This is a genomic window from Vibrio sp. Vb2131, from assembly GCF_033338535.1.
Classification (GTDB): Bacteria; Pseudomonadota; Gammaproteobacteria; order Enterobacterales; family Vibrionaceae; genus Vibrio; species Vibrio alginolyticus.
In genome coordinates this window covers 37,098-63,882 of sequence record NZ_JAWOSW010000018.1, presented here as the reverse complement: position 1 = coordinate 63,882, position 26,785 = coordinate 37,098, and the positions used below count along the sequence as shown (strand labels likewise).

Annotated in this window: 24 protein-coding genes; 13 read left to right on the top strand and 11 right to left on the bottom strand. The window is 43.8% G+C overall.

Annotated elements, in window-relative coordinates; genetic code table 11:
• Positions 1 to 45: 45 nt before the first annotated feature.
• Complete coding sequence (locus R7E38_RS18105) at positions 46 to 702, top strand: MBL fold metallo-hydrolase (RefSeq protein WP_005376855.1); 657 nt, start codon at positions 46 to 48, stop codon at positions 700 to 702.
• Positions 703 to 720: 18 nt separating this feature from the next.
• Here the strand turns inward: R7E38_RS18105 and R7E38_RS18100 are convergent, their stop codons facing one another.
• Positions 721 to 1,386: a DUF2982 domain-containing protein gene (locus R7E38_RS18100; RefSeq protein ID WP_005376857.1), complete on the bottom strand. Its 666-nt coding sequence runs from the start codon at positions 1,384 to 1,386 to the stop codon at positions 721 to 723.
• Positions 1,387 to 1,659: 273 nt separating this feature from the next.
• Between R7E38_RS18100 and R7E38_RS18095 the strand changes: the two genes are divergently transcribed.
• The 6 genes from R7E38_RS18095 to R7E38_RS18070 all read left to right on the top strand — a co-directional run bounded on the left by R7E38_RS18095 (position 1,660) and on the right by R7E38_RS18070 (position 7,662).
• Positions 1,660 to 2,064, top strand: a complete 405-nt coding sequence (locus tag R7E38_RS18095; protein ID WP_047103233.1) for a hypothetical protein — start codon at positions 1,660 to 1,662, stop codon at positions 2,062 to 2,064.
• Positions 2,065 to 2,478: 414 nt separating this feature from the next.
• Positions 2,479 to 3,570 (top strand): TRAP transporter substrate-binding protein, encoded by a 1,092-nt coding sequence (locus tag R7E38_RS18090; RefSeq protein WP_017636112.1) that lies wholly within the window; start codon positions 2,479 to 2,481, stop codon positions 3,568 to 3,570.
• A 115-nt stretch (positions 3,571 to 3,685) separates the two neighbouring features.
• A complete protein-coding gene (locus tag R7E38_RS18085; RefSeq protein ID WP_005376869.1) occupies positions 3,686 to 4,225 on the top strand; it encodes a TRAP transporter small permease subunit in 540 nt (179 codons plus the stop codon).
• Between the two features lie 12 nt (positions 4,226 to 4,237).
• Entirely contained in the window at positions 4,238 to 5,524 is a 1,287-nt protein-coding gene (locus R7E38_RS18080; RefSeq protein WP_005376871.1) for a TRAP transporter large permease, read from the top strand.
• Positions 5,525 to 5,675: 151 nt separating this feature from the next.
• Complete coding sequence (locus R7E38_RS18075) at positions 5,676 to 7,031, top strand: cache domain-containing protein (protein WP_005386831.1); 1,356 nt, start codon at positions 5,676 to 5,678, stop codon at positions 7,029 to 7,031.
• Positions 7,024 to 7,662, top strand: coding sequence for a response regulator transcription factor (locus tag R7E38_RS18070; protein ID WP_318081957.1), 639 nt, complete (start codon positions 7,024 to 7,026; stop codon positions 7,660 to 7,662). The genes R7E38_RS18075 and R7E38_RS18070 overlap by 8 nt, the downstream gene beginning before the upstream one ends.
• A 40-nt stretch (positions 7,663 to 7,702) precedes the next feature.
• On the opposite strand, the gene R7E38_RS18065 is transcribed toward R7E38_RS18070, so the two are convergent.
• Positions 7,703 to 8,179 carry a MarR family winged helix-turn-helix transcriptional regulator gene (locus R7E38_RS18065; protein ID WP_005376877.1) on the bottom strand — a complete coding sequence of 159 codons (477 nt, stop codon included), beginning with the start codon at positions 8,177 to 8,179 and terminating at the stop codon, positions 7,703 to 7,705.
• 387 nt (positions 8,180 to 8,566) lie between these two features.
• On the opposite strand from R7E38_RS18065, the gene R7E38_RS18060 reads away from it, so the two are divergent.
• Positions 8,567 to 10,138 (top strand): BCCT family transporter, encoded by a 1,572-nt coding sequence (locus R7E38_RS18060; RefSeq protein ID WP_005376879.1) that lies wholly within the window; start codon positions 8,567 to 8,569, stop codon positions 10,136 to 10,138.
• Between the two features lie 231 nt (positions 10,139 to 10,369).
• Positions 10,370 to 12,253, top strand: coding sequence for a methyl-accepting chemotaxis protein (locus tag R7E38_RS18055; protein WP_005376880.1), 1,884 nt, complete (start codon positions 10,370 to 10,372; stop codon positions 12,251 to 12,253).
• A 72-nt stretch (positions 12,254 to 12,325) separates the two neighbouring features.
• Here the strand turns inward: R7E38_RS18055 and R7E38_RS18050 are convergent, their stop codons facing one another.
• Both R7E38_RS18050 and R7E38_RS18045 read right to left on the bottom strand, forming a co-directional pair.
• On the bottom strand, positions 12,326 to 13,045 hold the full coding sequence (locus R7E38_RS18050; protein WP_005376881.1) for a 3'-5' exonuclease: 720 nt from the start codon (positions 13,043 to 13,045) through the stop codon (positions 12,326 to 12,328).
• A gap of 8 nt (positions 13,046 to 13,053) precedes the next feature.
• Positions 13,054 to 14,943, bottom strand: a complete 1,890-nt coding sequence (locus tag R7E38_RS18045) for a DUF294 nucleotidyltransferase-like domain-containing protein (RefSeq protein ID WP_053306567.1) — start codon at positions 14,941 to 14,943, stop codon at positions 13,054 to 13,056.
• Between the two features lie 314 nt (positions 14,944 to 15,257).
• Here R7E38_RS18045 and R7E38_RS18040 point away from each other — a divergent pair, with 314 nt between their 5' ends.
• The gene (locus R7E38_RS18040; protein WP_226083563.1) at positions 15,258 to 15,899 is read left to right on the top strand and encodes an outer membrane beta-barrel protein; all 642 of its coding nucleotides are present in this window, start codon (positions 15,258 to 15,260) and stop codon (positions 15,897 to 15,899) included.
• An 88-nt stretch (positions 15,900 to 15,987) separates the two neighbouring features.
• Here the strand turns inward: R7E38_RS18040 and R7E38_RS18035 are convergent, their stop codons facing one another.
• From R7E38_RS18035 to R7E38_RS18025, 3 genes are all read right to left on the bottom strand, one after another.
• Positions 15,988 to 17,178, bottom strand: coding sequence for an amino acid aminotransferase (locus tag R7E38_RS18035; protein WP_042522780.1), 1,191 nt, complete (start codon positions 17,176 to 17,178; stop codon positions 15,988 to 15,990).
• A 332-nt stretch (positions 17,179 to 17,510) separates the two neighbouring features.
• Positions 17,511 to 17,810 (bottom strand): hypothetical protein, encoded by a 300-nt coding sequence (locus tag R7E38_RS18030; protein ID WP_005376885.1) that lies wholly within the window; start codon positions 17,808 to 17,810, stop codon positions 17,511 to 17,513.
• Positions 17,811 to 18,055: 245 nt separating this feature from the next.
• Positions 18,056 to 18,286 carry a hypothetical protein gene (locus tag R7E38_RS18025; RefSeq protein WP_017636104.1) on the bottom strand — a complete coding sequence of 77 codons (231 nt, stop codon included), beginning with the start codon at positions 18,284 to 18,286 and terminating at the stop codon, positions 18,056 to 18,058.
• 258 nt (positions 18,287 to 18,544) lie between these two features.
• Between R7E38_RS18025 and R7E38_RS18020 the strand changes: the two genes are divergently transcribed.
• Both R7E38_RS18020 and R7E38_RS18015 read left to right on the top strand, forming a co-directional pair.
• A complete protein-coding gene (locus R7E38_RS18020; RefSeq protein ID WP_171344301.1) occupies positions 18,545 to 19,936 on the top strand; it encodes a PLP-dependent aminotransferase family protein in 1,392 nt (463 codons plus the stop codon).
• A gap of 98 nt (positions 19,937 to 20,034) precedes the next feature.
• A complete protein-coding gene (locus tag R7E38_RS18015) occupies positions 20,035 to 20,259 on the top strand; it encodes a hypothetical protein (protein WP_017636102.1) in 225 nt (74 codons plus the stop codon).
• Positions 20,260 to 20,350: 91 nt separating this feature from the next.
• On the opposite strand, the gene asnS is transcribed toward R7E38_RS18015, so the two are convergent.
• Entirely contained in the window at positions 20,351 to 21,751 is a 1,401-nt protein-coding gene (gene asnS / locus R7E38_RS18010) for an asparagine--tRNA ligase (protein ID WP_017636101.1), read from the bottom strand.
• Between the two features lie 189 nt (positions 21,752 to 21,940).
• The gene (locus R7E38_RS18005) at positions 21,941 to 23,566 is read right to left on the bottom strand and encodes a methyl-accepting chemotaxis protein (protein WP_005389247.1); all 1,626 of its coding nucleotides are present in this window, start codon (positions 23,564 to 23,566) and stop codon (positions 21,941 to 21,943) included.
• Positions 23,567 to 23,859: 293 nt separating this feature from the next.
• Here R7E38_RS18005 and queD point away from each other — a divergent pair, with 293 nt between their 5' ends.
• Positions 23,860 to 24,222, top strand: coding sequence for a 6-carboxytetrahydropterin synthase QueD (gene queD / locus R7E38_RS18000; RefSeq protein WP_005376896.1), 363 nt, complete (start codon positions 23,860 to 23,862; stop codon positions 24,220 to 24,222).
• An 89-nt stretch (positions 24,223 to 24,311) separates the two neighbouring features.
• Here the strand turns inward: queD and R7E38_RS17995 are convergent, their stop codons facing one another.
• Entirely contained in the window at positions 24,312 to 24,779 is a 468-nt protein-coding gene (locus R7E38_RS17995; protein ID WP_025767296.1) for a GNAT family N-acetyltransferase, read from the bottom strand.
• A gap of 94 nt (positions 24,780 to 24,873) precedes the next feature.
• Positions 24,874 to 26,589, bottom strand: coding sequence for an EAL domain-containing protein (locus R7E38_RS17990; protein ID WP_031778938.1), 1,716 nt, complete (start codon positions 26,587 to 26,589; stop codon positions 24,874 to 24,876).
• Positions 26,590 to 26,785: the final 196 nt, after the last annotated feature.

Genomic DNA, 26,785 nt, shown 5'->3' with positions numbered 1-26,785 from the left:
TAGTTGCGGCAGTTTTCACGCAAATTTATTCGGTATAGGTTATCTATGGCTCTGAAATACCAAGTTGTTCCAGTAACATCTTTCTCTCAAAACTGTTCTATTGTCTGGTGTGACGAAACCATGAAAGGCATTGTGGTTGACCCAGGCGGCGATGAAAAGCAGCTCGCTATGCTTATCAAAGAGCTGGGTGTTGACGTGGTAAACCTAGTGCTAACACACGGTCACTTGGACCACGTAGGTGGCACGGAGCCGCTGTCTGCACTGCTTGGCGGTACAGAGATTGTTGGCCCTCACAAGGCAGATAACTTCTGGTTGCAAGGTTTGGAAGGTCAGAGCCAAATGTTTGGTTTCCCGCTGACAGAAGCGTTTGAACCGCACCAATGGCTAAATGAGGGTGACACTGTCACTTTCGGTAATCAAGTGCTGAACGTATTCCATACACCTGGTCATACACCTGGTCACGTTGTGCTTTACAGCGAAGAAGCGCGTTTAGCGTTTGTGGGTGACGTTTTGTTTAACGGTAGCATTGGTCGAACTGACTTCCCACAAGGCGATTTCAATACGTTGATTAGCTCTATCAAAGAGAAATTGTGGCCTTTAGGCAATGATGTCACGTTTGTCCCTGGTCACGGCCCTCAATCGACTTTCGGTCACGAGCGTAAAACTAACCCGTTCGTTGCTGACGAGATGCCGCTTTACTAAAAGTGCGTGTACTAAGCATTATTCTGGCTCGGCGGCAGCTAAGTATCGCCGAGTCAGTCCCACAAAGTCCTCAGCCTCACGATCTAGATCACTTGCTGATATAAATAGATCGTAGCCGTAGAAACCTCTCTGATACTTCATCCGGTTGGCGAGCATCGCTAACAAACCTTTGTACTCAATCCCATCTCTGTTTATATACGGTTTAGGGTCAAGCACCATATCCTCAAACTTATCTTCACACTGATTTTGTTTCGCGCCTAAGTAAAGCAGTGCTCGCTGGCTGAGGAGAATTTCTGTCGCTATACGAGGGCAGATTGAATTTAAGTAGGGTGAGTAGTGTTTTAGACGAATACCGATCCAAGGTAGCGGTTGGTGCCACCCTTCCTGTTGGTAGCTACAAATACCGATTGACTCAATATTTCGCCATCTGACGACCCAACCCCCTTTAAAAAGGTGTTGCTGAAAGTGAGAAGCTGTCAGCGTAAAAGTGACTTGGCTTTTCTTAATCATCAAGATGGCGAAACCAACGATTGCAGACATCAAAATGACCGACAACATGGCTTGCTTCCATCCCGGAGAAATGGCAACCAAAAACAAAGTGATGAGTGCAACGAGCAACAAAAGTATTCTGTTGATAGGGGAGTCGGGTTTGAAATGTGAATTTGTTAGGTGCAGCGTTTCCATGCTTATAACCTCATCGAATACTTGTTCAAAAATGAGTGGGCAGCTTTATGTGCATTGACTTGCATTTAAAATAAAACAAACCTCTGTTTTTATACCCAGTATTCAATAAATCCGTTCATAAAATATCTGATTAAATAGTAGACGTTCTATGCTTTGAGCGCATTTTTCATCGCGTTTCGCCGCTAAAACCTACAAATTGCTTGTGAATTTTGGTATAAAACGCGCTTCAAATTTTCATCCCTGCTGAGATGCAGTGAACTGGAGAAATATTCAATGAGACTTGCTCATAAGCGTAAAGTGCAGATGAAACTGCAAAAACGCATTAAAGCGACAGTAGCAAACTTAGCTGCAGCACCTAAAGCAGTGAAGCCTGTTGCGGAAAAAGCAGTAGCACCTTCTGTTGCTGAAAAAGCTGTTGCGGAGAAAGTAGTAGCTGATAAAAAAGTAGCTGCAGTGAAAACAGTTGATGTTGCCCTTACTCCTAAGCAACAACAAGTATTAGACATCGTTATTGCGAATGCTGAAGGTATTAACCCTAAAGGCATCGGTCTAGCTGCAGGTCAAGAAGATACTAAAGCGGCATCATGGGCTACTGGCGCACTAAAGAAGCTTCTTGAAGAAAACCTAGTTCAAAAAGAGCAGTTAGCAGGTAACAAAGTTATCTACAAAGCAGTTTAATTACCGCTACCGTTCTAGATTGAATACCTCGGCCGATGCCGAGGTATTTTTTTATCTTGGTATTGGAAATAATGCATTAAGTACTGACTTTAACACTACCAATAAGTGGTTTGTCACATTTTCTTAAATACTATGTAAATTTTTTGGCAGAAAAATACGTACGTATTGTCTTTTATTTTTATTCATAGATAAAAATATAATTTATTGATTTTGCTATTAACAGTCTTTTTTCATGACGATTGTCCTACGTACTTGTACGTAATACCTTAGGCTAATGCCTTATTGATGAATTACTTGCTTCCGTGTTCATGCCCATTTCGCATTAGACAACATTGTTACATCTTTTATACCGAATACAGCCAATCCTAATGAAATGGATGACAACAATAACCTTGGTGATAAAGGACGTGAACGATGAGTCTAATCCAAAAATCTTTAAAACGAGTGCTCAAAACAACCGCTGTCGCTGCCGCGATGGCACTCGCAGCGACTTCTGTAAACGCTGCTGAAAAAGTCTATCGTTTAAAGCTTGCTGAAACTTGGGGGCCTAATTTCCCAATTTTTGGTGATACCACAAAAAACATGGCCAAAATGGCGGAAGAGATGTCCAACGGACGTTTGCAAATCCGCATTGATTCCGCAAACAAGCATAAAGCGCCTTTTGGGGTGTTTGATATGGTTAAGTCGGGTCAGTATGACATGGGTCACTCAGCGTCTTATTACTGGAAGGGTAAGGTTCCAAACACACTTTACTTCACTTCTATGCCCTTCGGTATGTTGCCAACTGAGCAGTATGCATGGTTTTACTACGGCGGTGGTATGGAGCTGATGGAAAAAGTGTACTCTCCACATAACTTGATGTCTTTCCCTGGCGGTAATACCGATACTCAGATGGGCGGGTGGTTCCAAAAAGAGATCAAGTCCGTCGAGGACTTACAGGGTTTGAAAATGCGTATCCCAGGGTTTGCTGGTGAGATTTTGGCTGAGTTAGGTGCCAAGCCAACGAATATCGCCCCTGGTGAGCTATATACTTCTCTAGAGCGTCGCACAATTGATGCCTTGGAATGGGTTGGTCCATCGCTGGATCTACGTATGGGCTTCCACAAAATCGCACCTTACTACTACACAGGTTGGCATGAGCCAGCGACTGAGCTTCAGTTCCTCGTTAACAAGCGTACCTGGAATCGTCTACCTGATGATCTAAAAGCGATTTTGCAAGTAGCCATGAAAACGGCCGCTTACGATATGTACACGCAATCGAAACACGAAAGCGGCAAAAACTGGGCATCTATTAAGTCTGAATACCCAAATGTTGAAGTAAAAGATTTCCCACCTGAAGTCGTAGCTGCGTTGCGAGAAGCAAACGATCGTTTGTTGAAAGAACATGCAGAAAAAGATGCTTTGGCGAAAGAGATTCAAGAGTCGCAAGCGAACTATATGAATCAAGTTCGACCATGGTCAGATATTTCGCACCGAGCGTACTTAAACAGTCAAGCTCAACAATAACGTTATGAAGCAGGCGATGCCAAGAGGTTTAGCCTGCTATCGAAGCCCAAGAAAACTTCATAATGAATGCTCCGCACCATAGCGGAGCGCATCTAAACGTTCCACGGAGTTCGGAATGAGAAGTCTTATTTATATTGAGCGATTATTTAACCGCTTTAGCGATTTTCTCGGATGGTTATCCAGCATCCTGTTTATTTTGTTGTTAGCAAACGTTGTGTACGACGTTGTCATGCGTTACGTGTTTAATGATGTGTCTATCGCATTCCAAGAAATGGAATGGCATCTATTCTCTGCCGTGTTCTTGCTTGGTGTGCCTTACGCAATTAAGTCCGGTGGCCATGTTCGCGTCGACATTTTTTATGAACGCTTATCTTACAAAGCACAATCCATCATCGACATCATAGGCACACTATTTTTCTTATTCCCTTTTTGCCTACTGGTAGCTTGGTTTGGTATTGATTTCGCCAAGGAAAGTTACGCGTTAGGCGAGACGTCTGGTGACCCAGGTGGCTTACCATATCGTTGGATTATCAAAGCGATGATTCCGCTGTCATTTTTCTTTATGGCGGTGAGTGGTATTGGATTGTTACTTCATTCAATCAACAAAATTGTCAACCCTCATCTCATCTATGCCGGTAATAACGGTAAGTCGTAAAAGGAAGTCATTATGATCGGTATAGTGATGTTTTTTGTTGCGCTCTTTGCGCTTCTATTGGGATTTCCCGTTGCCTTTACTTTTGGTGGTATCGCGCTGATTTTTGGTGTTTGGGCTGAAGGTATCGAGATGTTTGCTTTTATGCCATATCGAATTCAGTCCATTATGGAAAATACGGTGCTAATGGCCGTACCGCTGTTCGTTTTTATGGGGCTAGTGCTACAGAAAACGAAGCTTGCTGAACAGCTACTAGAATCAATGGGGCGTTTGTTCGGTGGCGTTCGCGGTGGTATCGCTATTTCTACCGTGTTAGTTGGCGCATTGCTTGCCGCTTCAACGGGTGTGGTAGGCGCATCAGTTGTTGCGATGGGCTTAATATCTCTTCCTGTGATGCTCAAGTACAATTACGACAAAGGTTTAGCGTGTGGGACTATTTGTGCGTCTGGCACGTTGGGCCAAATTATCCCACCTTCTATCGTGTTGATCTTGTTGGGTGATGTACTTGGCGTACCGGTAGGGGACCTATTTCAAGCTGCGATCTGGCCCGGTATTACACTTGTTGGCGCCTATGTGATCTATATTCTCATCTACGCGAAGTTGAACCCTCAAGCCGCACAGGCGATAGAGCGCGATGAGTCGATCAGTCGTAAACAAGAAGTGCTCACCGCACTGAAAGCTGTATTGCCACCTTTAGCATTGATCATCGTGGTATTGGGCTCCATCTTTGCAGGGATTGCAACACCAACAGAGTCAGCGGCACTGGGCGGTGCAGGTGCGATAATTTTATCACTATTGTATAAACAGTTTAGTTGGTCGATGATTTATGATGCATCAAAAGAGACAGTTAAAGTAACCGCAATGGTCTTTGCGATCTTACTTGGTGCGACCGCCTTCTCAATGGCATTTACCTACACCGGTGGTGATTATTTAGTTGAAGAGTGGATGTTAGAACTGCCGGGTGAAAAGTGGGGATTCCTTATTATTACCATGGTGGTGATTCTGATTTTAGGTTTCTTTATCGACTTCGTTGAAATCTGTTTTATCATCGTGCCAATTATTGCGCCAGTCGCTGAATTGATGGGCATTAATATGACGTGGTTTGCGATTCTTATTGCGATGAACTTGCAGACGTCGTTCCTCACACCGCCATTTGGCTTTAGTTTGTTCTATCTAAAAGGTGTCGCTCCAGCAGGGGTTACTACGCGAGATATCTACAAAGGTGTGATGCCATTCATCGCGATTCAGATTGTTGTGTTGGCGTCTTTGCTGTTTTTCCCAGGTTTTTACGGTATGAGTTAATCACTCGATAATAAAGAGATTTTGTGAACTGAGAGTTTTTACCTTTTGAGACAAGTTGTTAAGCTGTTAATTATGTCTATGCAGACACAATCGATTCGTTTGTACTGCTAAGATAGTAAGCTGTAAAGGCAGCGTTTCATGGAGGGAAGGGATGCCTCTCAAAGCAAAGTTAATTCTGCTGACACTGATACCCGTGGTATTGGTGTCAGCGAGTATCAGCTGGATCTCTATCTATCAAACTAAGACCCTTGGCAAAAGGGAGGTGGAGATCTTTCATCAAAACCTGATCCAATCAAAAGAAGCGGCGCTGAAAGATACGGTCGACGTCGCTTTTGACTCCATTTCTTACATCTACAACGATCCGACTTTAGAAGAGAGTGTTGCCAAAACGCGTGTGAAAGCGATTTTAAATCGTTTGAGTTATGGGTCGGACGGCTATTTTTTTGCTTATGATAAATATGGTACCAACCTTGTACACCCAGTTCTTCCGGAGCTTGTCGGGGAAAACTTACTCTATCTTGAAGACGAAAATGGCGATCGCTTAATCGAAGCTTTATTGTATCAAGCGCAATCAGGTGGTGGATTTCATCAGTACCTGTGGCAAAAGCCATCTACGGGTGAAGTCGTCCCTAAGCTTAGTTACGCTGCATGGCTCGATAAGTGGGAGTGGATGATAGGGACTGGGCTGTATATTGAGGATGTCAGCCGAGAAGTCGCCAATATGCGCGCGGCAGTGAACAAAAATATCGAAACGACATTTTTCTCAGTCGTCGTGATCTTAGCGGTGACCGTTGCTGTAATCATTGTTCTCACTCTGGCGATCAATCTGCACGAGCATCGCCTCGCTGATAAGAACCTGAAAGAATTGGCACATAAAACCGTGATGTTCCAAGAAGATGAGAAAAAGCATTTAGCGCGAGAACTGCACGATGGAATCAATCAGTTGTTAGTCTCCAGTAAATGTCATTTAGACTTAATGAGTCATAGACTGGAAGACGAAAAACTCAAATCCCACTTAGATAAATCACAACGATCGCTCGTCACCGCGATAAATGAGGTGCGGCATATTTCTCATCAGCTCCGTCCAAGCGCCCTCGATGATATCGGTTTAGAAGCAGCACTGACGACCTTGCTACAGGATTTTCATTCCCATTCCGGGATTGATATCGAGAGCAATTTCGATACTCAGCAGCACAAACTGACTTCGGAAGTCGCAACGACGCTATATCGCGTCGCTCAGGAGTCTTTGAATAACATTGAAAAACATGCGCGAGCGAAAAAAGTAACAGTTACTTTGCAAAAAATGGGCAATATGCTGCAATTACTCATACGTGATGATGGCGTTGGATTTGTGGTTAACCAAGCAGTGCACCAACAAGGGATTGGGTTAAGGAACATGCAAGAGCGTGTAGAGTTCATCGGTGGTGAATTTGAGCTAATGAGTGAGCTTGGCTTGGGAACAGAGATTACCGTGCTGCTTAATTTGGATGAAATAGTTTATGGATAAACCGATTAGTGTAGTGATTGTCGATGATCATCAAGTGGTGTTGGATGGCTTCATGGCTCGTTTGGAGTTAGAGCCTGACATCGAAGTGGTGGGTACAGCAAGTAATGGTTTGGAAGCGATAGAGGTCGCAAAGCACTTGCAACCGGATGTCATATTGATGGATATCAGCATGCCTATAATGAACGGTATTGAAGCGACTGGTGTAATTAAAGAAGCGCGCCCAGAGAGCAAAATACTTATGTTGACCATGCACGATAATCGCGAATACATCATGAAGGTCATGCAAGCTGGTGCCGTAGGATATATGCTCAAGGAAATCTCGGCCGAGAAAATGGTGCAAGCAATAAAAACGGTGAACCAAGACTCGACGTATTTCTGTGAATCCGTCACACAAACACTCTTTACCCAAGAAGTGGTGCCTGCCACGCAAAAAACGAATCCTCTCAGCCGCAGGGAAGAAGCGGTACTTAAATTAGTTGCTCAAGGAAACAGCAGCAAGAAAATCGCCACTTTACTCAATATTAGTTATCGAACGGTAGAGACGCATCGCCATAACATTAAGCACAAGTTAGACTTACATTCGACGGCAGAGTTAGCAAAATATGCGTTTGAAACTGGGTTGACTGAGTAGGAGAGTAGTGCCCGCAAAAAGCGAGCACGTGGGAGCGAAACTAATCGGCTTTGGTAATGCTACCAAGCTCTAGCATTGGAGCAACATCGATGTCCTCTGCATTCATCATCGTCGAGATGCGTTGAACGGAAGATAGTAGAAGGGATTGCTCCCATTCTTCCAATTTTTGGAATCGATTAATGAAGTGCTCTTGCAGCGGCGTTGGTGCTTGTTTTAAGGCTTCTTGGCCCTTGCTCGTAAGTACAGCATGCACTTTACGCTTGTCTTGAACACTGCGCTGACGCTCAACAAACTGGCCTCGTTCTAGTCTATCTAGAATGGTCGTTGCGGTCGCTTGGCTCATGTTAGTGTGGCTAGACAACTGTTTAATCGTCACGTTATCTAAGTCATTGATAGCGCGCATCAAAATCAACTGTGGAGCAGTCAATCCAGACTCTTTGCTCAGCTTTTTAGAATGTAAATCAATAGCGCGGATGATCTGACGAATCGAGACCAATACTTCTTCGTACTTTTCCAATTTATTCATCCAGTCTGTAGGGAACATTTATCGAGGCGACACTAACTTAAATGCGCCCTTATTTAAAGGGGGGAAATCAAAAATTACCTCTACAATTTTACGCCGTGTCCTCAATACCATTTTGTCGCGCCTTTTCGACAAAATAAGAAGAGCTAAAATTATTATAGCAATAAATGTTTGTGGTCTAACTATTGTAGTAGTGATTTGTTCTATCAAAGGCCGTAACCACACAGTGAAAAGTAAGTTATTGGATTTTTTAATAGCAAAAAGATAGACAAAAACGTGTCAAATGATAGGATCTTGCGCCTTCACGGAATGCAAAACGTATCGTGTTCGAAAGATTTTTTTGTTTGGTACGTAAAAACACTACAAAAATAGAGAGGAACGATGACAAAGGGTATAGATAAGTACAGTATCGATAGTACCGACTATACGGTAGGTCAGGACAACGTTCAAAAATGGGGTTTTGATGTTCATAACCCAGTTTTTGGTATTAGTGCAGGTTTAATTGCGCTGTTTCTTGTCGCTGCATTAGTTCTAGATGCACATACCGCAAAGACGGCACTTGATGGGCTGAAGTGGAAAATTATTGGTTCATTCGATTGGTTGTTCATTATTGCAGGTAACATTTTCGTTATTTTCTGTTTGGCGCTTATCGTCTCACCAATGGGTAAGATCCGACTAGGTGGTAAAGACGCTGTTGCCGATTACTCGTTTATGTCATGGCTTGCAATGCTATTTGCAGCTGGTATGGGTATCGGTTTAATGTTCTGGAGTGTTGCAGAACCTGTCGCTTACTTCACCGGTTGGTATGAAACGCCACTTGGTGTTGAGGCAAATACACCAGAAGCCGCGAGATTGGCACTGGGTGCAACGATGTTCCACTGGGGCCTTCACCCATGGGCAATTTACGGTGTTGTAGCACTTTCTTTAGCATTCTTTGCCTACAACAAAGGTTTACCGCTATCTATGCGTTCGATCTTCTACCCACTTCTGGGTGATCGTGCATGGGGTTGGGCTGGCCACATTGTGGACATTCTGGCTGTGCTTGCGACTTTATTTGGTCTTGCTACATCCCTAGGTCTAGGTGCGCAGCAAGCAGCAAGTGGTATTCATCACGTATTTGGTGTTGAGCCAGGCCTAGGTCTGCAAATCGTCGTTATTACCGTGGTGACTTTACTTGCTGTTGTTTCAGTCGTACGCGGCATCGATGGTGGTGTTAAAGTCATTAGTAACATCAACATGGTTGTGGCGTTCTTGCTACTTCTCCTTGTTGGTCTTATCGGTTGGGCGGCGAGCCTAGGTTCGATTCCAACCACACTTATGGCATATGTAGAGAATATCATCCCACTAAGTAACCCGTTTGGTCGTACGGACGAAGCTTGGTTCCAAGGCTGGACAGTGTTCTACTGGGCTTGGTGGATTTCATGGTCGCCATTCGTAGGCATGTTCATCGCGCGTGTTTCTCGTGGCCGTACCGTTCGCGAGTTCATCACAGCAGTTCTGCTGGTTCCAACGGCGGTTACCGTTGTTTGGATGTCTGTATTTGGTGGCCTGGCGATCGAGCAAGTTGTTGATAAAGTAGGTGAGCTGGGCACAAATGGCTTGACTGACGTATCACTTGCTATGTTCCAAATGTTTGATGTTCTTCCATTTGGTAGCATGCTTTCTATCATCGCTGTTGTGCTGGTACTTGTGTTCTTCATTACGTCTTCTGACTCTGGTTCACTTGTTATCGACAGTATCACGGCAGGTGGTAAAGTCGATGCACCTGTACTTCAACGTGTCTTCTGGGCATTCATGGAAGGTGCAATTGCGGTTGCTCTGCTATGGATTGGTGGCTCCGAGGCGGTTCAAGCTCTTCAGGCTGGTGCCATTTCTACAGCACTGCCATTTACCTTCATTCTGCTTGCAATGTGTGTGAGCTTATTGATGGGTATGCGAACTGAGCGTCAGTAATTCGGCATTTTATAAAACCGTTTGACTAACAATTAATCAAAAGGCCAGCAATTTGCTGGCTTTTTTTGTGCGGTTTTTATGACGCTCGAGACAAAAAAATGACACATGAAAGTTCATATTTTACAAAGAGTTAATGTGCTATTTTGTTTTTTAAAAATTAGTGAATAGTCGTAAAAAAGTGTGTAATATTCATGCACCTTAACTGTTCTCCCAACTCAAAAAACTATAAATATGAAATTATCATTAAAACAAAAGCTTATAGGCGCAAGCCTTTCTGCTGTTGTTGTGATGGCAACAGCACTTACTTGGTTGTCGGCTGGTCAATTATTTGATCAGACTCGTTCAGGTGTCTATTCACGTGCGCAAAGTCTTAGTACTACTGCGTCAGAGGGAATTTCTGATTGGGTCAATATCCGTAAAGATATTGCCACTGCGTTCAACGACTACTCGACCGAGCAAGACGTTGTTCCTTTCCTACAACAAGCTCGCAAGGCTGGTGGCTTCGATGACATCTTCCTTGGTACACCAAACGGTGATATGTACCGCTCTCATCCGGAGCGTAACCGTGCTGATTATGACCCTCGCACACGTCCTTGGTACAAGGATGCTGATGCCGCGGGTAAGCAAATCATCACAGCCGCATATCAAGACGCAATCACGAATGCACTACTTGTGACCATTGCTGAGCCAGTAATGAAAAATGGTCAGTTTGTTGGTGTTGTTGGTGCGGACGTACTGATCGATCAGCTTATCAGCGATGTGATTAACTTAGATGCAGGTGAAAACGCGCATGCGATGCTAATCGACATGAATGAAGGCACCTTCTTAGCGCATCCAGATAAAAGCTTGACGCTTAAGCCTATCACCAGTGTTCTAAAAGATTTTTCAGAAGAGGCAATTGAGCGCGCCGCCGATGAAGGTCGTATCGAAGATACGGTAATCAAAGGAAAAGAGAAGCTTTACTACTTCAATAAAGTTCCTGGTACGCATTGGATGTTTGCGATTGAAATGGATCGCGCAACAGAAGAAGCAGGTCATGCGGTATTGCTACGAGATCTATTGTTCACTGCTGTGGCGATCACGATTGTGGTTATTCTTGCAGTTTCTTGGCTAGTTGGTTTCTTGTTCCGTGACTTGAACCGCGTATCAAATGCACTGGAAGAAATTGCATCTGGCGAAGGTGACTTAACGCAACGCCTAGAACCACGCAGTGATGATGAAGTAGGTAAACTGGCGGAAAACTTCAACCGTTTTGTTGGCAACATGCACACAATGGTTACTAAGCTTAGCCACGTATCTTCTGCGCTTTCAGAGCAAGCACGCACGACAGCACAGCAAGCTGAGGAGCGTAGTCAGCGTATCTCTTACCAGCAAGATGAAATCAACATGGTGGCGACGGCTGTGAACGAAATGGCAGCAGCGACACAAGAAATTGCAGGTAATGCTGATAGTACGGCAAGTAACTCAGAAGAAGCGGTTCAAGCTTGTTCACACGGTTCAAGCCAAGTAACTCAAACGCAAGGCTCTATTCAGAACTTAGCGCAAGAAGTTCAAGTTGCTACTGATGTGATTCAAGAGCTAGAAGCACACGGAAATAGCATCAATACGATTCTATCAACGATTCAAGGCATTGCAGAGCAAACGAACCTACTTGCACTTAACGCGGCGATCGAAGCGGCACGTGCAGGTGAGCAAGGCCGTGGTTTTGCTGTGGTTGCAGATGAAGTCCGCGTATTGAGCCAACGTACTCATGCTTCAACGCAAGAGATTCAAGAAACTATCGAGATGCTACAAGGCACAACAGCCAAAGCGGTCGGTATTATGGGTGACAGTCGTCGTCTAGCTGATACCAGTGTTGATGATGCCAATGCGGCTGCAGCGAGCTTGACGCAAATCCACACTGCTGTTGAGCGTATCAGTGATATGGCAACGCAGATTGCTTCAGCAGCAGAAGAGCAAGCATCGGTAACCACTGAGATCACTCGTAACACTGAAGGTATTCGTGACGTGTCTAACGAGTTGTCAGTCGAAGCTCATCAAGCAGCAGAACAAGCTGCTCACCTGTCTGAGCTATCACACGAACTTGAACAAGAGATTCAACGCTTTAAGCTGTAATCTTGTCTCAAGCTAAGCAAAAAAAAGGAGCCATCTGGCTCCTTTTTTGATCGCTATTAAGCGTGAAGTATATTACAGCCAGAACTCACTGATGGGTTGCTCTTCACTGTAATGATGGGCGATTTGCGCTTGCAGTAGCTCTGCGGTAGCAATTGCATCGGTTAATGCATGGTGAGGCGTATAGTCTGGCAGCCCATAACGGCGTCGAGATTGCGCTAGCCGAACCGATTCTGGTTTTTTCCCTTTTAAACGCTCCCAGAGAGAGCCTGAACGTTTCTGTTGAATCGTTTCTTCAAGGTGCAGCGTATCTAAAACAGGAAACTCAATACCTTCCCCTAAACGGCTTTTGAGCGCTTTATCCAGAAACTCTCTCTCGATACGACGGTAATGAACAACAATGATTTTCCCGCTTAAGCATGGTAGCAGCTCGCTTAAGATATCGCCTAAGTCAGGTGCATCGATCAATTCGCTGTGAGTAATACCGTGTATAATGACTGAATCTTCATCGAGTGCACGCTGTGGACGTACCTTCCAATGACGCGAGTTACGTAGGAAAATTCGCTTCAGGTTAAACGGCACCAAACCAATAGTAATGATGTCATGTTTTTCAGGATTCAAACCCGTCGTTTCGAAATCTAACGCCACGAACTCCACCTCAGATAACGGTGTTTCTGGAGCAGGCGGCTTGTTGCTATAAAACGCAATTAAATTCTCATCCTTCGCCATCTCCAGCTTTTGTTCAAACTTCGTTGGCCACTGAATGGTTGGCTTCTGAAAGAGCTTTTTAATCATGCTAAACCTCACTTAAAGCTCTTGTTCGCTTGGTAGCGGAACTTAAGGAAATTTTGACCATTGCTTAGGATCTGGAATGCATCCTTTAGGTTGCGACGTTCAAACTCAGAGAGGTTTTCCGGTTCGATATTGTTATCAGGCTCAATGCCTAGTTCCACATCCGTCGCTTGGTGACGAATACGTACCATGGAAATAAATTCTAACGCGTCTTTTAAGTCTTGTGCTCGACCTTTTGGCAAAATGCCAGCATCAATAATGTCGTCAAGACGCTCAAACGAGTTCTGTGCACGTGAACCAACCGCCAGAGAGTGAACGCGAATTAAGTCGACCAGAGGAGCAGTACCGCGACGTTTGAGGTTGATGGAGTTGTTGTGTCTGCCATCTTTTTCCATCACGAAGTCTTTAAAGAAGCCTAGAGGTGGTGTTCTGTTTAGTGCGTTACGAGCCAAACACGCTAAGAAGCGGTTGTTCTTTCGAGCGCGACGAACAATAAAGCTAGTTAACTGTTCTGCCCATTTTAAGCGGCCATAGACGCCATCTAAGTCGAAAAAGATAGAGGCGTTGAGTAGTGCTTTCGGGTTCGGGTTATCAATCCAGTCAGCAAAACATTCTTCCCACTCTGAACGAGTCATGCGCCATAGTGGGTTGGTTGCCATAATATCGCCTGTGCAATATTTGTAGCCACAGGCATCTAACCCATCGCTGACGTATTTTGCTAGGGCTTCGAAGTATTTACCATGTTTCTCTTCTTGATAGGTCTCATCTAGAATGATGGCGTTATCTTGGTCAGTCACCAACAGTTGCTCATCTCGCCCCATTGAGCCAAGTGCAAGGAAACAATAAGGAATTGGCGGTGGGCCAAGCTCTTCTTCTGCCATTTCTAGCAGACGTTGTTTGAAGCTTCGGCCAATGACCGACATCGCGCTACCCACCATGTGAGAGTTGGCATCTTCATTGACCAGACGCACGAAGCTGCTTTTCACTTCTTCGGCAACAACGGCTAAATCTTCGATAGTCTGTTGTTGGAAAATACTACTCACCAACAACAACGAATTCTGAGATTCATAACGAACAATGTCGGTAGTTTCGATAATACCGATTGGTAATTGGTTTTTTACCACTGGTAGGTGATGTACGTTGTAACGCAGCATCGTTAACATTGCTTCATAGATGTAAGCGTTGTGGTCAAGAGACATGACCTCCGTGGTCATCACACTAGACACATCGTCCTGTGGGGACAAACCTTCAGCTAACACACGGGTACACAAGTCACGGTCAGTAATGATACCAAGTACTGGGGACTGTGGATCGTCTTCGTCACGAAGGAAATCTGGGTCGACGATAAGTAAAGCCGATACGTTGTCATTCGCCATTTGCTGCGCGGCTTGCTGGATTGTCTGACCACGATCAATCGTATGAGCATCGCCAGTTAGCAAGGTTTTCACTTTCGACGTCGTCAGGTCATTGGCGTCTTTGTTTTCTGAAATGGCTTGGCGTAAACGAGCGCTATTTTCAACTTCAACAAAATCCGCAAAGGAATCAAAGTTATCGTAAATTTCTTGGAAAATGTCACCAGGAATACAGTAGAGCAGGGTATCCTCAATGGCTTTTACCGGAAAGCGGACTTTGTTATTGGTGAGCATGCCCATCTGGCCAAATAGGTCACCTTCGTCAAGGCGGTTATACAGCTCACCTTTGCGTCGATAAACTTCAACAACACCGCTTCGCACCACGTATAAATCTTGGATATAGTCTCCAAAATGGATGATGGGGGTATCTTCTCGGTAGTACGAGATTTCGACACTCTCTGTCACCTTGTTTAGTGTTTCTTCAGGGAGTTCATTGAACGGGGGATACTTGGCGAGAAAGTTGTAAATCTCGAGAAGTTCTGCATCCATCGAAGGCGCCTTTTAGTTCGCAAATAATAAAGTAATCTTAACTTAGTTTTAAAACAGAGTCTTATCTGAACCGCGATTTTCGTGCTCAGTCATAAGATTCTGACATATCGCACGATAAGGGAGCTTCATTTTTACTACTATATGGTCACCTCAATTGAAAAAGACGTCGTCGATATGTTTTCTTCGTGATGACTGATTAGCTCTTTGGCTGTTTCAGATCGTTATCACGTCTTTAGATTAAGCTATTCTTCTTGAGCCAAGTAGCTCAGGCGATGGAATACAGTGTTTAGATAATTCTCATGAAAGGAAGTCGAATGGTGAGAAATTTATTGCTTGTTTCTTTAGCTGCTTTGCCGGCGATATCAAGCGCAGCGGTCATGCACCAAGCAGAAAAATTTGGGTACGAACACATTCATTTGGATGTTGGTGCCGGAACGACAAACGAAGAATGGTTAGATAACTCTAATGCGACCACAGTTGGACTCGGTGGTAACTATTTGTTTACTGAGAACTGGTTGTTTAATGCTGATTACTCAGCGCAGTTTTTCCATCCGGATGATTTTACTCTTCGCATTGACCGCCTTTTGTTTGGTGGTGGTTACCGTTATGGAGTTACAGAGCAATTCGATATCTACGGGCTATATGGAATAGGCGCAATCAAAGCGAAAGCGACGGACGACAAAACGGATAATACGTTGTCTTCCGATAGCGAATTGATTCAAGCTGTAACTGTTGGGGTGAATTACTTGCTCAGTGAAAAGCTTATTGCGACAGCTGAAGTGGAGTTGAACCGTAGTGATATCGTTGATGAGAACAATTTTAAGATCGGTCTTAACTACCAATGGCATAAAGTCATCGGCACTGGTCTTTTTTATCAGTTTAGAGATACTGATTACAGCGGTGAAAGCTCAGATTACGTCAATGAAGTAGGGCTGAGTTTGAAGTTTGTCTACTAGATCGGACGGGTTCGTTTTTGGCGTTAAGTTAAAACAAAAAAGTCAGCTTATGCTGACCTTTCCTTTTAATAAAGTATGCGACAGTCGATTATAAAACCGCTGCAATGCCTTTACACAGAGGGCCCATATTTGACTTCGTCATACCAGCAACACTGATTCGGCCAGAACCGACAATGTAAATACCGAACTCTTCTTTAAGGCGGTTAACTTGCTCTTTAGAAAGACCAGAGAAAGAGAACATACCATTTTGACGTTCGATGAAACTAAAGTCTGCGTCCACACCTTCTGCTTTTAGTGTCGCTACAAATAGTTCACGCATTTCTTGAATACGGTCACGCATTTCTGCTACTTCAGCTTCCCATTCCGCACGCATTTCGGCGTTGCCAAGAATGTGAGTCACGACAGCGCTGCCGTGTGCAGGTGGGTTAGAGTAGATAGAGCGAATAATGGCTTTAACTTGAGAAAATGCGGTTGTTGCGACTTCTTCTGACTCAGCTACTAACGTGAAGGCACCTACGCGTTCATTGTATAGGCCAAAGTTTTTCGAGAAAGAGCTCGCGACTAGGATTTCTTTGTTGTACTTAGCAAAAGTACGAAGACCTGCAGCATCTTCTTCCACACCTTTAGCAAAGCCTTGGTAGGCGAAGTCGAACAGAGGAAGCAATTTCTTCTCTGCGATAAGTTTCGCCAATGTTTCCCACTCTTCAGCCGTAGGATCGATCCCTGTAGGGTTGTGACAGCAGCCGTGTAGAAGCACGATGTCGCCTTCAGATGCAGATTGCAGATCATTTAGCATCGCATCGAAGTCTTTGTCTTTTGTTTCAGCATTGTAGTAGCTGTATTGTGCCGTTTCGATACCAGCAGCAGTAAATACGCCGTTGTGGTTTGCCCATGTAGGGTTGCTGATCCAGATCTTTACATCGCCTAGTTGACGTTTAATGAACTCGCCGGCAACACGTAGTGCACCAGTACCACCCGGAGCTTGAGCTGTTTTAGCGCGTTTTTCGTTTACAATTTCTGCATCAGAGCCGAAAAGCAGTTTTTGCACTGCAATACCGTACTCTGCTGTGCCTTCGATGGTTAGGTAAGATTTGGTTTTTTCAGTTTCAACAAGTGCTGCTTCAGCTTTCTTTACTGTCGCAAGAACGGGAGTTTCGCCTTGCTCGTTTTTGTAAATACCTACGCCAAGGTTAATTTTGTCTGCGCGAGCATCTTTTTTAAACTCTTCAGTAAGGCCAAGAATAGGGTCAGCCGGAGCGGCAACTACTTTTTCAAACATAATCTTCATCCATGTTAATCGAAGGGGTGTGCTAACATTTATACCTTTCAGCAATATTGGTTACAACCGTTACTGAAAAGAAAACCTAAAAAAGTTGCGATTTGAAACAGAATTCTAACATAACTAAAGTTTTTGCCATGAAAACGTTTGGTAGACACAGAGTTTGAAGGGCATTTATGCCATGGTTGGAGAAGTTTTGCACACATCCCAATCGTTTCAATTCAGTGCTTTGCGTTAACGCGTTTATAATTGTCTAGTGAGGATTTGTTGAGACAAAAACGCCCCACCAAAGGTGGAGCGTTTACTGTTAGAAGTATGGATATCGGTTGGGGTTATTTCTTCAGATTGATTTCCGACTCAACCGCATTGGTTTCGATGTCAGGGTTAGAAGAAAGTTTTTCAGTCGCCCAGTCGTTCATATGCTTTAAGATCGCTTTTAATGCGTGCTTTTCGGTTGGTACTTCTGTCTTTTCAACTTCAAGTTTTTGCTTCGGATGCGTACCCGTCGCATCTTCCGCAACGTGTAGCCAATCTGGGTGCCAGTAATAAGGTTGGCCGGAAGGAGAGCTCCAAGAATGTACGCCGTTGGATTCACCTTTGTATTTAATATCTTCTTCGTTGTATTTCGCCATTATTGTTTTCTCTCATAATCCATGAGTTGAGGTGTGCATCACCATTACTATTTAAATGTAACAGATGTAATGAAAATTAATGTGATAACAATCGACTTATTTTGCCCTTTGAACGCTATAGAAGATGCGTACTTCTCATTCAGAAGAATTTACTATTTGGCAGGTTTTAGCTTTATTTGTGTTTAAAGCATACAACGATGGATTCGCCTACCTAATGCTATTCTTGAACGGTGATAGAGCCTAAACTACTCGTCATTCAAGTGTTTGAGAATCGCCGCTTTTGCATGCTCTTCTGTCGCTGTTTCTCCATCAGGGACTTCAAGGTCAGCCTTTTTGTGTTCACCCAAAGCATCTTCAGCGATATGCAGCCAATCAGGATGCCAATAATAAGGGGTGGTACTGCCAGGATGGTCCCAACTATGTACACCTTTATGTTTTCCGCGATACGAGAGATCGTCCATTGTAAAAACTTTCATCGCTTCCTCCTGATTTAAAGACAGTAGTTCGAAGTGAGTTTAACGCACTCAGTCCAACGTAAAACCTTGGCTTTTAGGTATTGCAAAGATGTAAGGCAATATGTGTGTAACAGTCAAAGTATGGGATATAAACGCTCACTTCGTGGCTGAAATATCTATTATAAGCTTGATAAATTACGTTGCTAAATTGAATACTCCCATATCAGAATGCTGGCGCGAAGTATGCTATGGTGCGGCTGTAAGTGAAATGAGGGAAACATGAACCGATACCGTCAACTGGCTGAGCTGTTCAAAACGCAGATTCAGCAAAATACATGGAGAGCAGGGGAAAAGCTGCCATCAGTGCGTGTAACAAGCCGAAACCATTCTGTCAGCGCAGGTACGGTATTACAAGCTTATCAGCTGCTCGAAGCACAAGGTTGGGTCGCAGCGAAACCTCAGTCTGGATACTTTGTGACTGCGGAGTTGGACCGCTTCGAACCGAGTTCTCCAGCCACTTCCGTTTATCGCTCCAGCATCAACGATGAACTTTACGACTACCTCAAAAATCAGGCCTCACCGAATGCGGTGAAGTTTGGCTCCGCGTTTCCAGACCCTGCATTGTTCCCATTAGAAGCGCTAAACCGCAACCTAGCCAGCTCAGGCAGGAAGATGGGGGCAGAGACGTTATTGGATAACTTGCCGCCGGGCTGTGAGTCTCTACGCCGTTTGATTGCTCAACGGTACATCCAACAAGGTATGGTGTTTACCCATGATGATATTGTCGTTACTTCTGGCGCATTAGAAGCATTGAATTTGAGCCTTCAGGCCGTGACCCAGCCTGGAGATACTGTTGTAGTTGAATCACCGACGTTTTATGGCGCACTTCAAGCGATTGAACGTTTAGGTCTAAAGGCGATAGAAATAACGGTGGATCCGTTAACTGGACATTCAGTGGATCAAATTGAAGCGACTTTTGCCGGCAATGATGTTCGCGCATGTTGGTTAATGACTAACTTTCACAATCCAACAGGAACCTTATTAAGTGACGGGCAGAAGCAACGTATCGTCGAACTGGCTGACAAATACGATGTGTACTTGATCGAAGATGATGTGTATTCAGAGCTTTATTTTTCTGAAAAAAAGCCAAGCTCACTTAAAGCTTTTGATACACAAGAGCGCGTGTTGCATTGTGGATCATTTTCAAAAAGCCTTTGCCCTGGCTATAGGCTGGGCTGGGTGGTAAACAAACGCTTCAATGAGCAACTTCAAAAGCTGCAACTTATCTCGACGTTGTCAGGCAGTGCACCAATCCAGCAGGGTATCGCGCATTACTTGCAAAACGATAGTTATGATAGCCATCTTAGAAAACTGCGAAAGAATCTTGAGCAGCGGCAATTGGCGTTTATTGAACTGGTTGATAAGTACTTTCCCCAATCGATTCGTTACACGCAACCGGAAGGCGGCTATTTTCTTTGGATAGAACTGCCGAAAACAAAGTGCGGAAAAGCGATTTATCAAAAGTTATTGGAAGCGAACATCACTGTAGCATTTGGTCAGTTGTTTTCTGTCGCTCCAAATTATGAGAACTACCTGAGGCTTAATACATCGTTACCTGTAAATGATGAATTAGAACAAGCCGTGAAGACAGTCGGAGAATTACTTCATTAGCCAACTGTTTACCTGTTTTTTGCTCAAACTGTATCAGTGGACGATACCGAAGCTGTGTTTCAATCATGGGCAGACAACCATTTAGGTTAGGAGCCGTAATGAAAAAGCAGTTGGTAAAGCATGAACTTAGGTTGATGGGTGTTGCTATTTTTAGCGCATTTTTGTTGGTGTTTGCACACTTGATATTGGCGAAATCTTTTTCTCATATGGTTTGGACGGAATACACTGCTGCCGTTATCCCATTTGTGATGTTTGGCTTGTGTGTGGTTGGAGTAAAATACGCAGCGCGAGCAGATGAGGATGACGACGAAAATAACAACTAGAGTGTATACACCGGTTGCTAGAAAATCATTCGTACAAAATAAAAGACCTCCACATGGGAGGTCTTTTTAATTCGATATCACTAAAAAGTGATTAGAAGTTCGCAGAGCGAGGAGTACGTGGGAATGGGATCACGTCACGAACGTTGCCCATACCAGTTACGTAAGATACTAGGCGCTCGAAGCCTAGTCCAAAGCCTGCGTGTGGCACTGTACCGTATTTACGTAGGTCGCGATACCAGCTCATATGTTCAGGATCGATACCCACTTCACGCATACGTGCATCTAGAATGTCTAGGCGCTCTTCACGCTGAGAACCACCGATGATTTCGCCGATGCCCGGTGCTAGAACGTCCATCGCTGCAACTGTTTTACCGTCATCGTTAGCACGCATGTAGAATGCTTTAATGTCTTTCGGGTAGTTCTTAACGATTACAGGTGCTTTGAAGTGTTCTTCAGCAAGGAAACGCTCGTGCTCAGAAGACATATCGATACCCCATTCAACTGGGAATTCGAACTCACGGCCTGAATCAAGAAGAATCTGGATTGCGTCAGTGTAGTCAACCTGTGCGAAGTCAGAAGAAACGAACTGCTCTAGACGAGTGATTGCTTCTTTATCGATGCGTTGAGCGAAGAACTCAAGGTCATCACGACACTCTGCAAGCACCGCTTTAAACACGTACTTGAGCATGTCTTCAGCCAGTTTCGCTACATCATCCAGTTCTGCGAACGCAACTTCAGGCTCAACCATCCAGAACTCTGCTAGGTGGCGGCTTGTATTTGAGTTTTCAGCACGGAAAGTAGGGCCGAAAGTGTAAACTTTGCTTAGCGCACAAGCGTAAGCTTCTGCGTTTAGCTGACCAGATACGGTTAGGAACGTCTCTTTACCGAAGAAGTCTTCGTTGTAGTCCACTTTACCAGCATCAGTGCGAGGAAGGTTTTCCATGTCTAGCGTAGATACGCGGAACATTTCACCAGCGCCTTCAGCATCTGAAGCCGTGATCAACGGCGCAGATACCCAGAAGTAACCTTGCTCGTGGTAGAAGCGGTGGATTGCTTGAGATAGGCAGTTACGTACACGTGCTACTGCACCGATTACGTTTGTGCGCGGACGTAGGTGCGCAACTTCACGTAGGTACTCGATTGAGTGACGAGTTTTTGCCATTGGGTAAGTTTCAGCATCTTCAACCCAACCAACCACTTTAACGTCAGTGGCAGCAAGTTCGAAGTCTTGACCCTTTGCAGGAGATTCAACAATCTTACCAGTTACTTCAACAGAGCAGCCAGTCGTTAGCTTTAATACTTCGTCTTCGTAATTATTAAGATTATTTGGGACCACGGCCTGAATCGGGTCGAAACAAGAGCCGTCATATATGGCAAGGAAAGAGATTCCAGCTTTGGAATCACGACGTGAACGGATCCAGCCACGAACAGTCACTTCGCTGTCTACTGCTAGCTGACCTTTCAATACGTCTGATACAGGCGCGTAAGTCATGTTTTCAATATTCTCCATTGAGGTAAAAATTCAACTCAACGCTTACTTAAAGTACTTGTCTAATAACATTTTTGTTCAAAAAACAAGCTAAGCGCTGAGTTGGGTAACATTTTACAGATTCAACGAGACATATTACCTGTCAATTCGCTCGCATCAACCTTTATATTCGTTTTGATGGGGAGAATCTCTCTATTTATTCACTCTTTTGTGCTCTGAAAGTGTGAATTGGTTTAGTAATTGCTCTAAACGTTCGGATAGATGCTCTAAATCAACACTAATATCACGCGTGTGCGATGCTGATTGCGATGTGTCGTTAGCATGCAGTGTGATCACATCTATTTTAGATTGAATATGCTGACTTACATCAGATGTGGTTTGCGTCTGGTTTTGGATATCTTCTGCATGTCTGAGCACTTGGCGCATTTCGTCAACAACGTTATGCATTGTGGCTGATAGTGCCTCGACATCGACAGAGCGTTGATGAGCAAACTGGCAGACGGTATCAACAGAAGTTAATGACTCTTCACTTCCTTGCTGGAATTGAGAAATGATATGTTCAATATTACCAGTGGCCTCAGCCGTCCTAGAAGCCAGGTTACGCACTTCTTCCGCGACGACCGCAAAACCGCGCCCTTGCTCTCCGGCTCGGGCGGCTTCAATAGCAGCATTCAACGCGAGCAGATTGGTTTGTTCTGCAATACCCTTAATAACCACAAGAATGGACGACACTTCTTCGGTTCTTTGATTTAGAGAGCTGATTTTTTCCCGTACGGTATCAATGTTACTTACTAGTTGTTTGATATCTTCACTGACGTTGTGTGCTTGGCTTGCACTATGAGTGGCGACATCAACGGTGTGATTGACCAAAACAGTAGCGTTGTTAGTCGAGTCCTCAACAGCAGTTTGTTGCTGCAACATATCGGTGATATTACTTTGTACTTCGTTGGTCTCTAGCTGTTGGTTATTGGCCGCTTTATCTGTGGACTGCGCGACAGCAGTTAGTTTACTCGCGGAGTCGGCAAGTGAGTGAGAGGTGTCTTGCACACGTTCTAAGCTTTCGGAGACCGTATCCATGAATGAACTGATGGCTGTAGAAAGTTGGCCCACTTCATCCTGTTGGTGATGCATAAGTCGTTGAGATAGATCTTTGCTATGGCTCACATTCGACATGAATTTCGACGTTCTTTGAATTGGTCGTACAATGATTTTCTGAATCAAACTCATCGTTATGATGAAGCCCACAAATGCGATTACGGCCATTATTCCCATCGCAAACATTGCCTGTTTACTGATCATTGAATTGACATGATTCATGTTGTATTCCAAGCGAATCGCGCCCAACACTTCTCCTGCTGGTGCAACGTGGCAAGAAACGCAGTTGGTGCCACGGTAATTTTCGCTCGATTTCATTGGTAGCGCGACTACTAACCCTTTGCCCCAATCGGCTGAGATTGGTTCAATCACCAGTTCACCATTCAACGCTCGTTGATCAATATCATCGACAGGCTGCTGGTTTTGTTGCCCAGGTCCGTAAAGTTTGGTCACAGTATCAGCTCGCAACACGCGAACTGCTTCAATGCCTTCTTGGGCCAGGGCTTTTTGACGTAAGGTCTCTTTTTGCGACATGGTGCCCGTAAGCATCATCATATTTAGGCTATCGAAATAATTACTAGCCTTATCATGGAGTTGTTCACTAAGAACATCATTGATTAAGGTTTTTTGTTGATGGTATTGGTAAGCCGTAGAGGCAGCTAGAACGCAGCTGAAGACAGCAATTAACGCCAGTAAGAGCTTAAAAGTGATAGTTGAGCGCATAAATTTATAAGTGTAATTGGAACGAACTGCACAATATTAATGTGCACAAATGCGCACTGCGAACAACGAAATGAATGATTGTGACCCCACACATGTTGGGGATATGTAATTGTGATGTGAGTGCTGTGTAATCAAATGTTTGGCGCGTGACAGAAATACGGCGCTTTGGTGTGAGTGATAGCAAAGAGGCCAGGAACCAGCGGAAGTTTTTGCTACGCTTGTATGGGGTAACGCTTGTCTCTTGGCAGCGAATTCCTTAGTATTGCCTGTCTTTTTAAAGCCTGAGAATCAAGATGAAAACAGAATTATACAAAGAGTTTATGTTCGAAGCAGCACACCATTTGCCACACGTACCAGAAGGTCACAAGTGTGGTCGTTTGCACGGACACTCTTTCCTTGTTCGTCTTTATGTAGAAGGTGAAGTTGATCCACATACAGGTTGGGTAGTGGATTTTGCAGAGATCAAAGCTGCATTTAAACCAATTTACAATCGCTTAGACCATTACTACCTAAACGACATTGAAGGGTTAGAGAACCCGACTAGCGAAGTGTTAGCAAAATGGATTTGGCAGCAGCTTAAGCCAAGCTTACCACTGCTAAGTAAAGTCGAAATCAAAGAAACGTGCACAGCGGGTTGTATTTACAAAGGCGAATAAGTCACTTTCTATTGAGCATTAAACAAAGGCAAGCGAGAAGCTTGCCTTTGTTGTGTCTGAATGGCCCAATTTTGATTATGCTTCACCAGCTAGCTTAATGGGTGTCGTAGAATCCATTCTTTTTCATTATCACCCAATGTTGTTTCCTCTGTATTAATGAATCCGCACGCATCAAGAAAACTGATAGCGTATTGCTGACTTTGTGGGACAGTGGCGCAAAGAGAGGTGCTTTTAGGGTTAATGGTATACGCATAAAGGAACAGTTTACGCAATGCCTCACTCCCAACCCTTTGACGTTGAAAACGTTGATCAATCATCAAGTATTTAAGCTCCAGTTCGTATCGTTTAGCAAACGGCGCATGTTGGGAGAAACCTTTATCGATAACAAGATAGCCTACTAATAGGTCATCAGAATAAATCGTAAAGAACGCCTCTGACTTACTACGTTTTTGATAAGCCATTTCAAACGGCGTAAAAAATCCTTTTTGCTCTTCTTGCACATCCAATTGCATCAAACTTGAAAAATCTTTCAGTTTGGTGGGTTTAATCGCAATCATCGCTCAATCACAAATTGGCGGCATACCTTTATGCCACCACGAGTTTTTATAGAGTATTAAACCTATTTTAAGTAACTAACCGAGTGAAGAAAAGCTAGCAATGAAGAGGGTAATAATAACCTTGGTGAATATAGGCGCCCAATGTTGTGAGTAAGTGAGCACTGTCTGCCGTTTCTACGCCTTCAACAATGACCGTGCAGCGATACGTATTGCCCATAGCAATTAACTGACGCAAGGTTTCTATCTTTTTATCATCAGATTTTAGGCCAATAACAAATTCTCGATCGATTTTGAGGTAGTCCGGATTCAGCTTGCTGATAAGCGCCACATTATTATTGCCGGTGCCAAAGTCATCAATACTGATTTTACAATCCAGAGCTTTTAGTTTCGCGACATTGCCATAAATCTCAGAGGTATAGTACATCGATGCATTTTCTGTGATTTCGATTGTCAGCAAACGGCAATCCCGATTAGATAGCTCTCTATATAGGATTGAAAAGTTACGCCCTCGCAGCAAAGAAGGACAAACGTTAATGCTGATAGGGATGGGCAACGCTTTTTGTTTGGTGTAGATGGAATCAATCACCAGTAAGGTATGAGTTAGCAGCAATCCATTGCGGATCAGTGTTTCAATAAACCGTTGCGTATTTTTTACCTTAAACCGGGAGAGGGCTTCGTAGTGCACAATCTTTTGTGCCGAAGTGTTATAAATCGGCTCCAGTTTTATTTTGAATTGTCGAATTGCGCACAAGTAAGCCATAAAGGCTTGTAGGGAGCGGTGACGCAGTATAATGAGAAAAAGTAAGCTCAGTAGAATGATACTTTGAAACGGTCCAGAGATGTAATACACCTCTTTATAGCCACTATTCTTTACGTGATAATTGAAAAAGCGTTCATTGGTGTTACCAATCTCTAACGACGTTCCGGTATTCGTTGATAGCTTCATACCGGAAAGAAAAAAACGTGAAATATGATTTTCAACATTGTCGGATAAGTTAATGTTTTTAACACGAACCAAAACAGTTGCGTTATTTAAGTCAAATGATTGGGTCGTGTAATTGTTATTGTTACTCCACTCTTCAAAGGCTTTTTTGCTGACAGGGACAACGGTTTCTGGAGTGACTAAGCATCGAATATTGAAACGATCTAGCATCATGCTCGATTCCACCAACTTCACATTATCAAATAGCGACTTCAGTTCGCTTTCATTAGCAAAGCAACTCCTGCGGGAAAGGCTCTCTGCAATTTCGAAGGCGTTATCCAGATAATTATGTTTAACGATGCTGTTTATCGCGTAGTAACAGATAGCAAAGAAAATGATCGCAGTGATCAACACAACCCACATCGCTTCTGAATAGATCTTTTTATTACGCAGGCAAATACGAAGTGCTTTTCGAAGACTATTGGTTGTGTATTGATTGATCTTCTGTTGATGTTCGATGCCATTCTGATGGTTGTTTTGCATAGTAAAAGGGATGAAGTATCCGGTCCGGTGAATGTTTTCGATAATGTTTTTGTTAGTGGTTAAGTGTTCTTCCGTGAGCTTGCGAAATTTCTTTCTTAGAGCGGCCACCGCGTTTTTAAAGCCATTTTCAGGCAGTGTCATTTTGTATTGTTGAGTGATTTTGCTTTCTATTAACCGCTGACTAATCGGCGTATTTAAACTGCCGTATGTGGCGATAGTTGACAGAATGGCGTACTCATTTGGGTTGACAGGAATGGAGTGGTGGAGTGACTGATTGAGCTCTAGAGATATTTCGTTTTCGGACAAGCAAACGCAGATTTGGTTTCCAATTTCAAACCTAATCATGTGTTGATGTGCTCCAAGTTTAATTTTTGGCTACGTTATCAATAAAGCTAGGGAAGAGATGTGATTTTTTACTGAGATATCCATAATATTTGGATATATTCAACGTTTTAGGTTTTTTTTACTTGTCCTGATAACGCATTTTCCTGGGTTTTTTAGGTATAAAAAAACCCGAGCACAGACTCGGGTTTTGATTGGT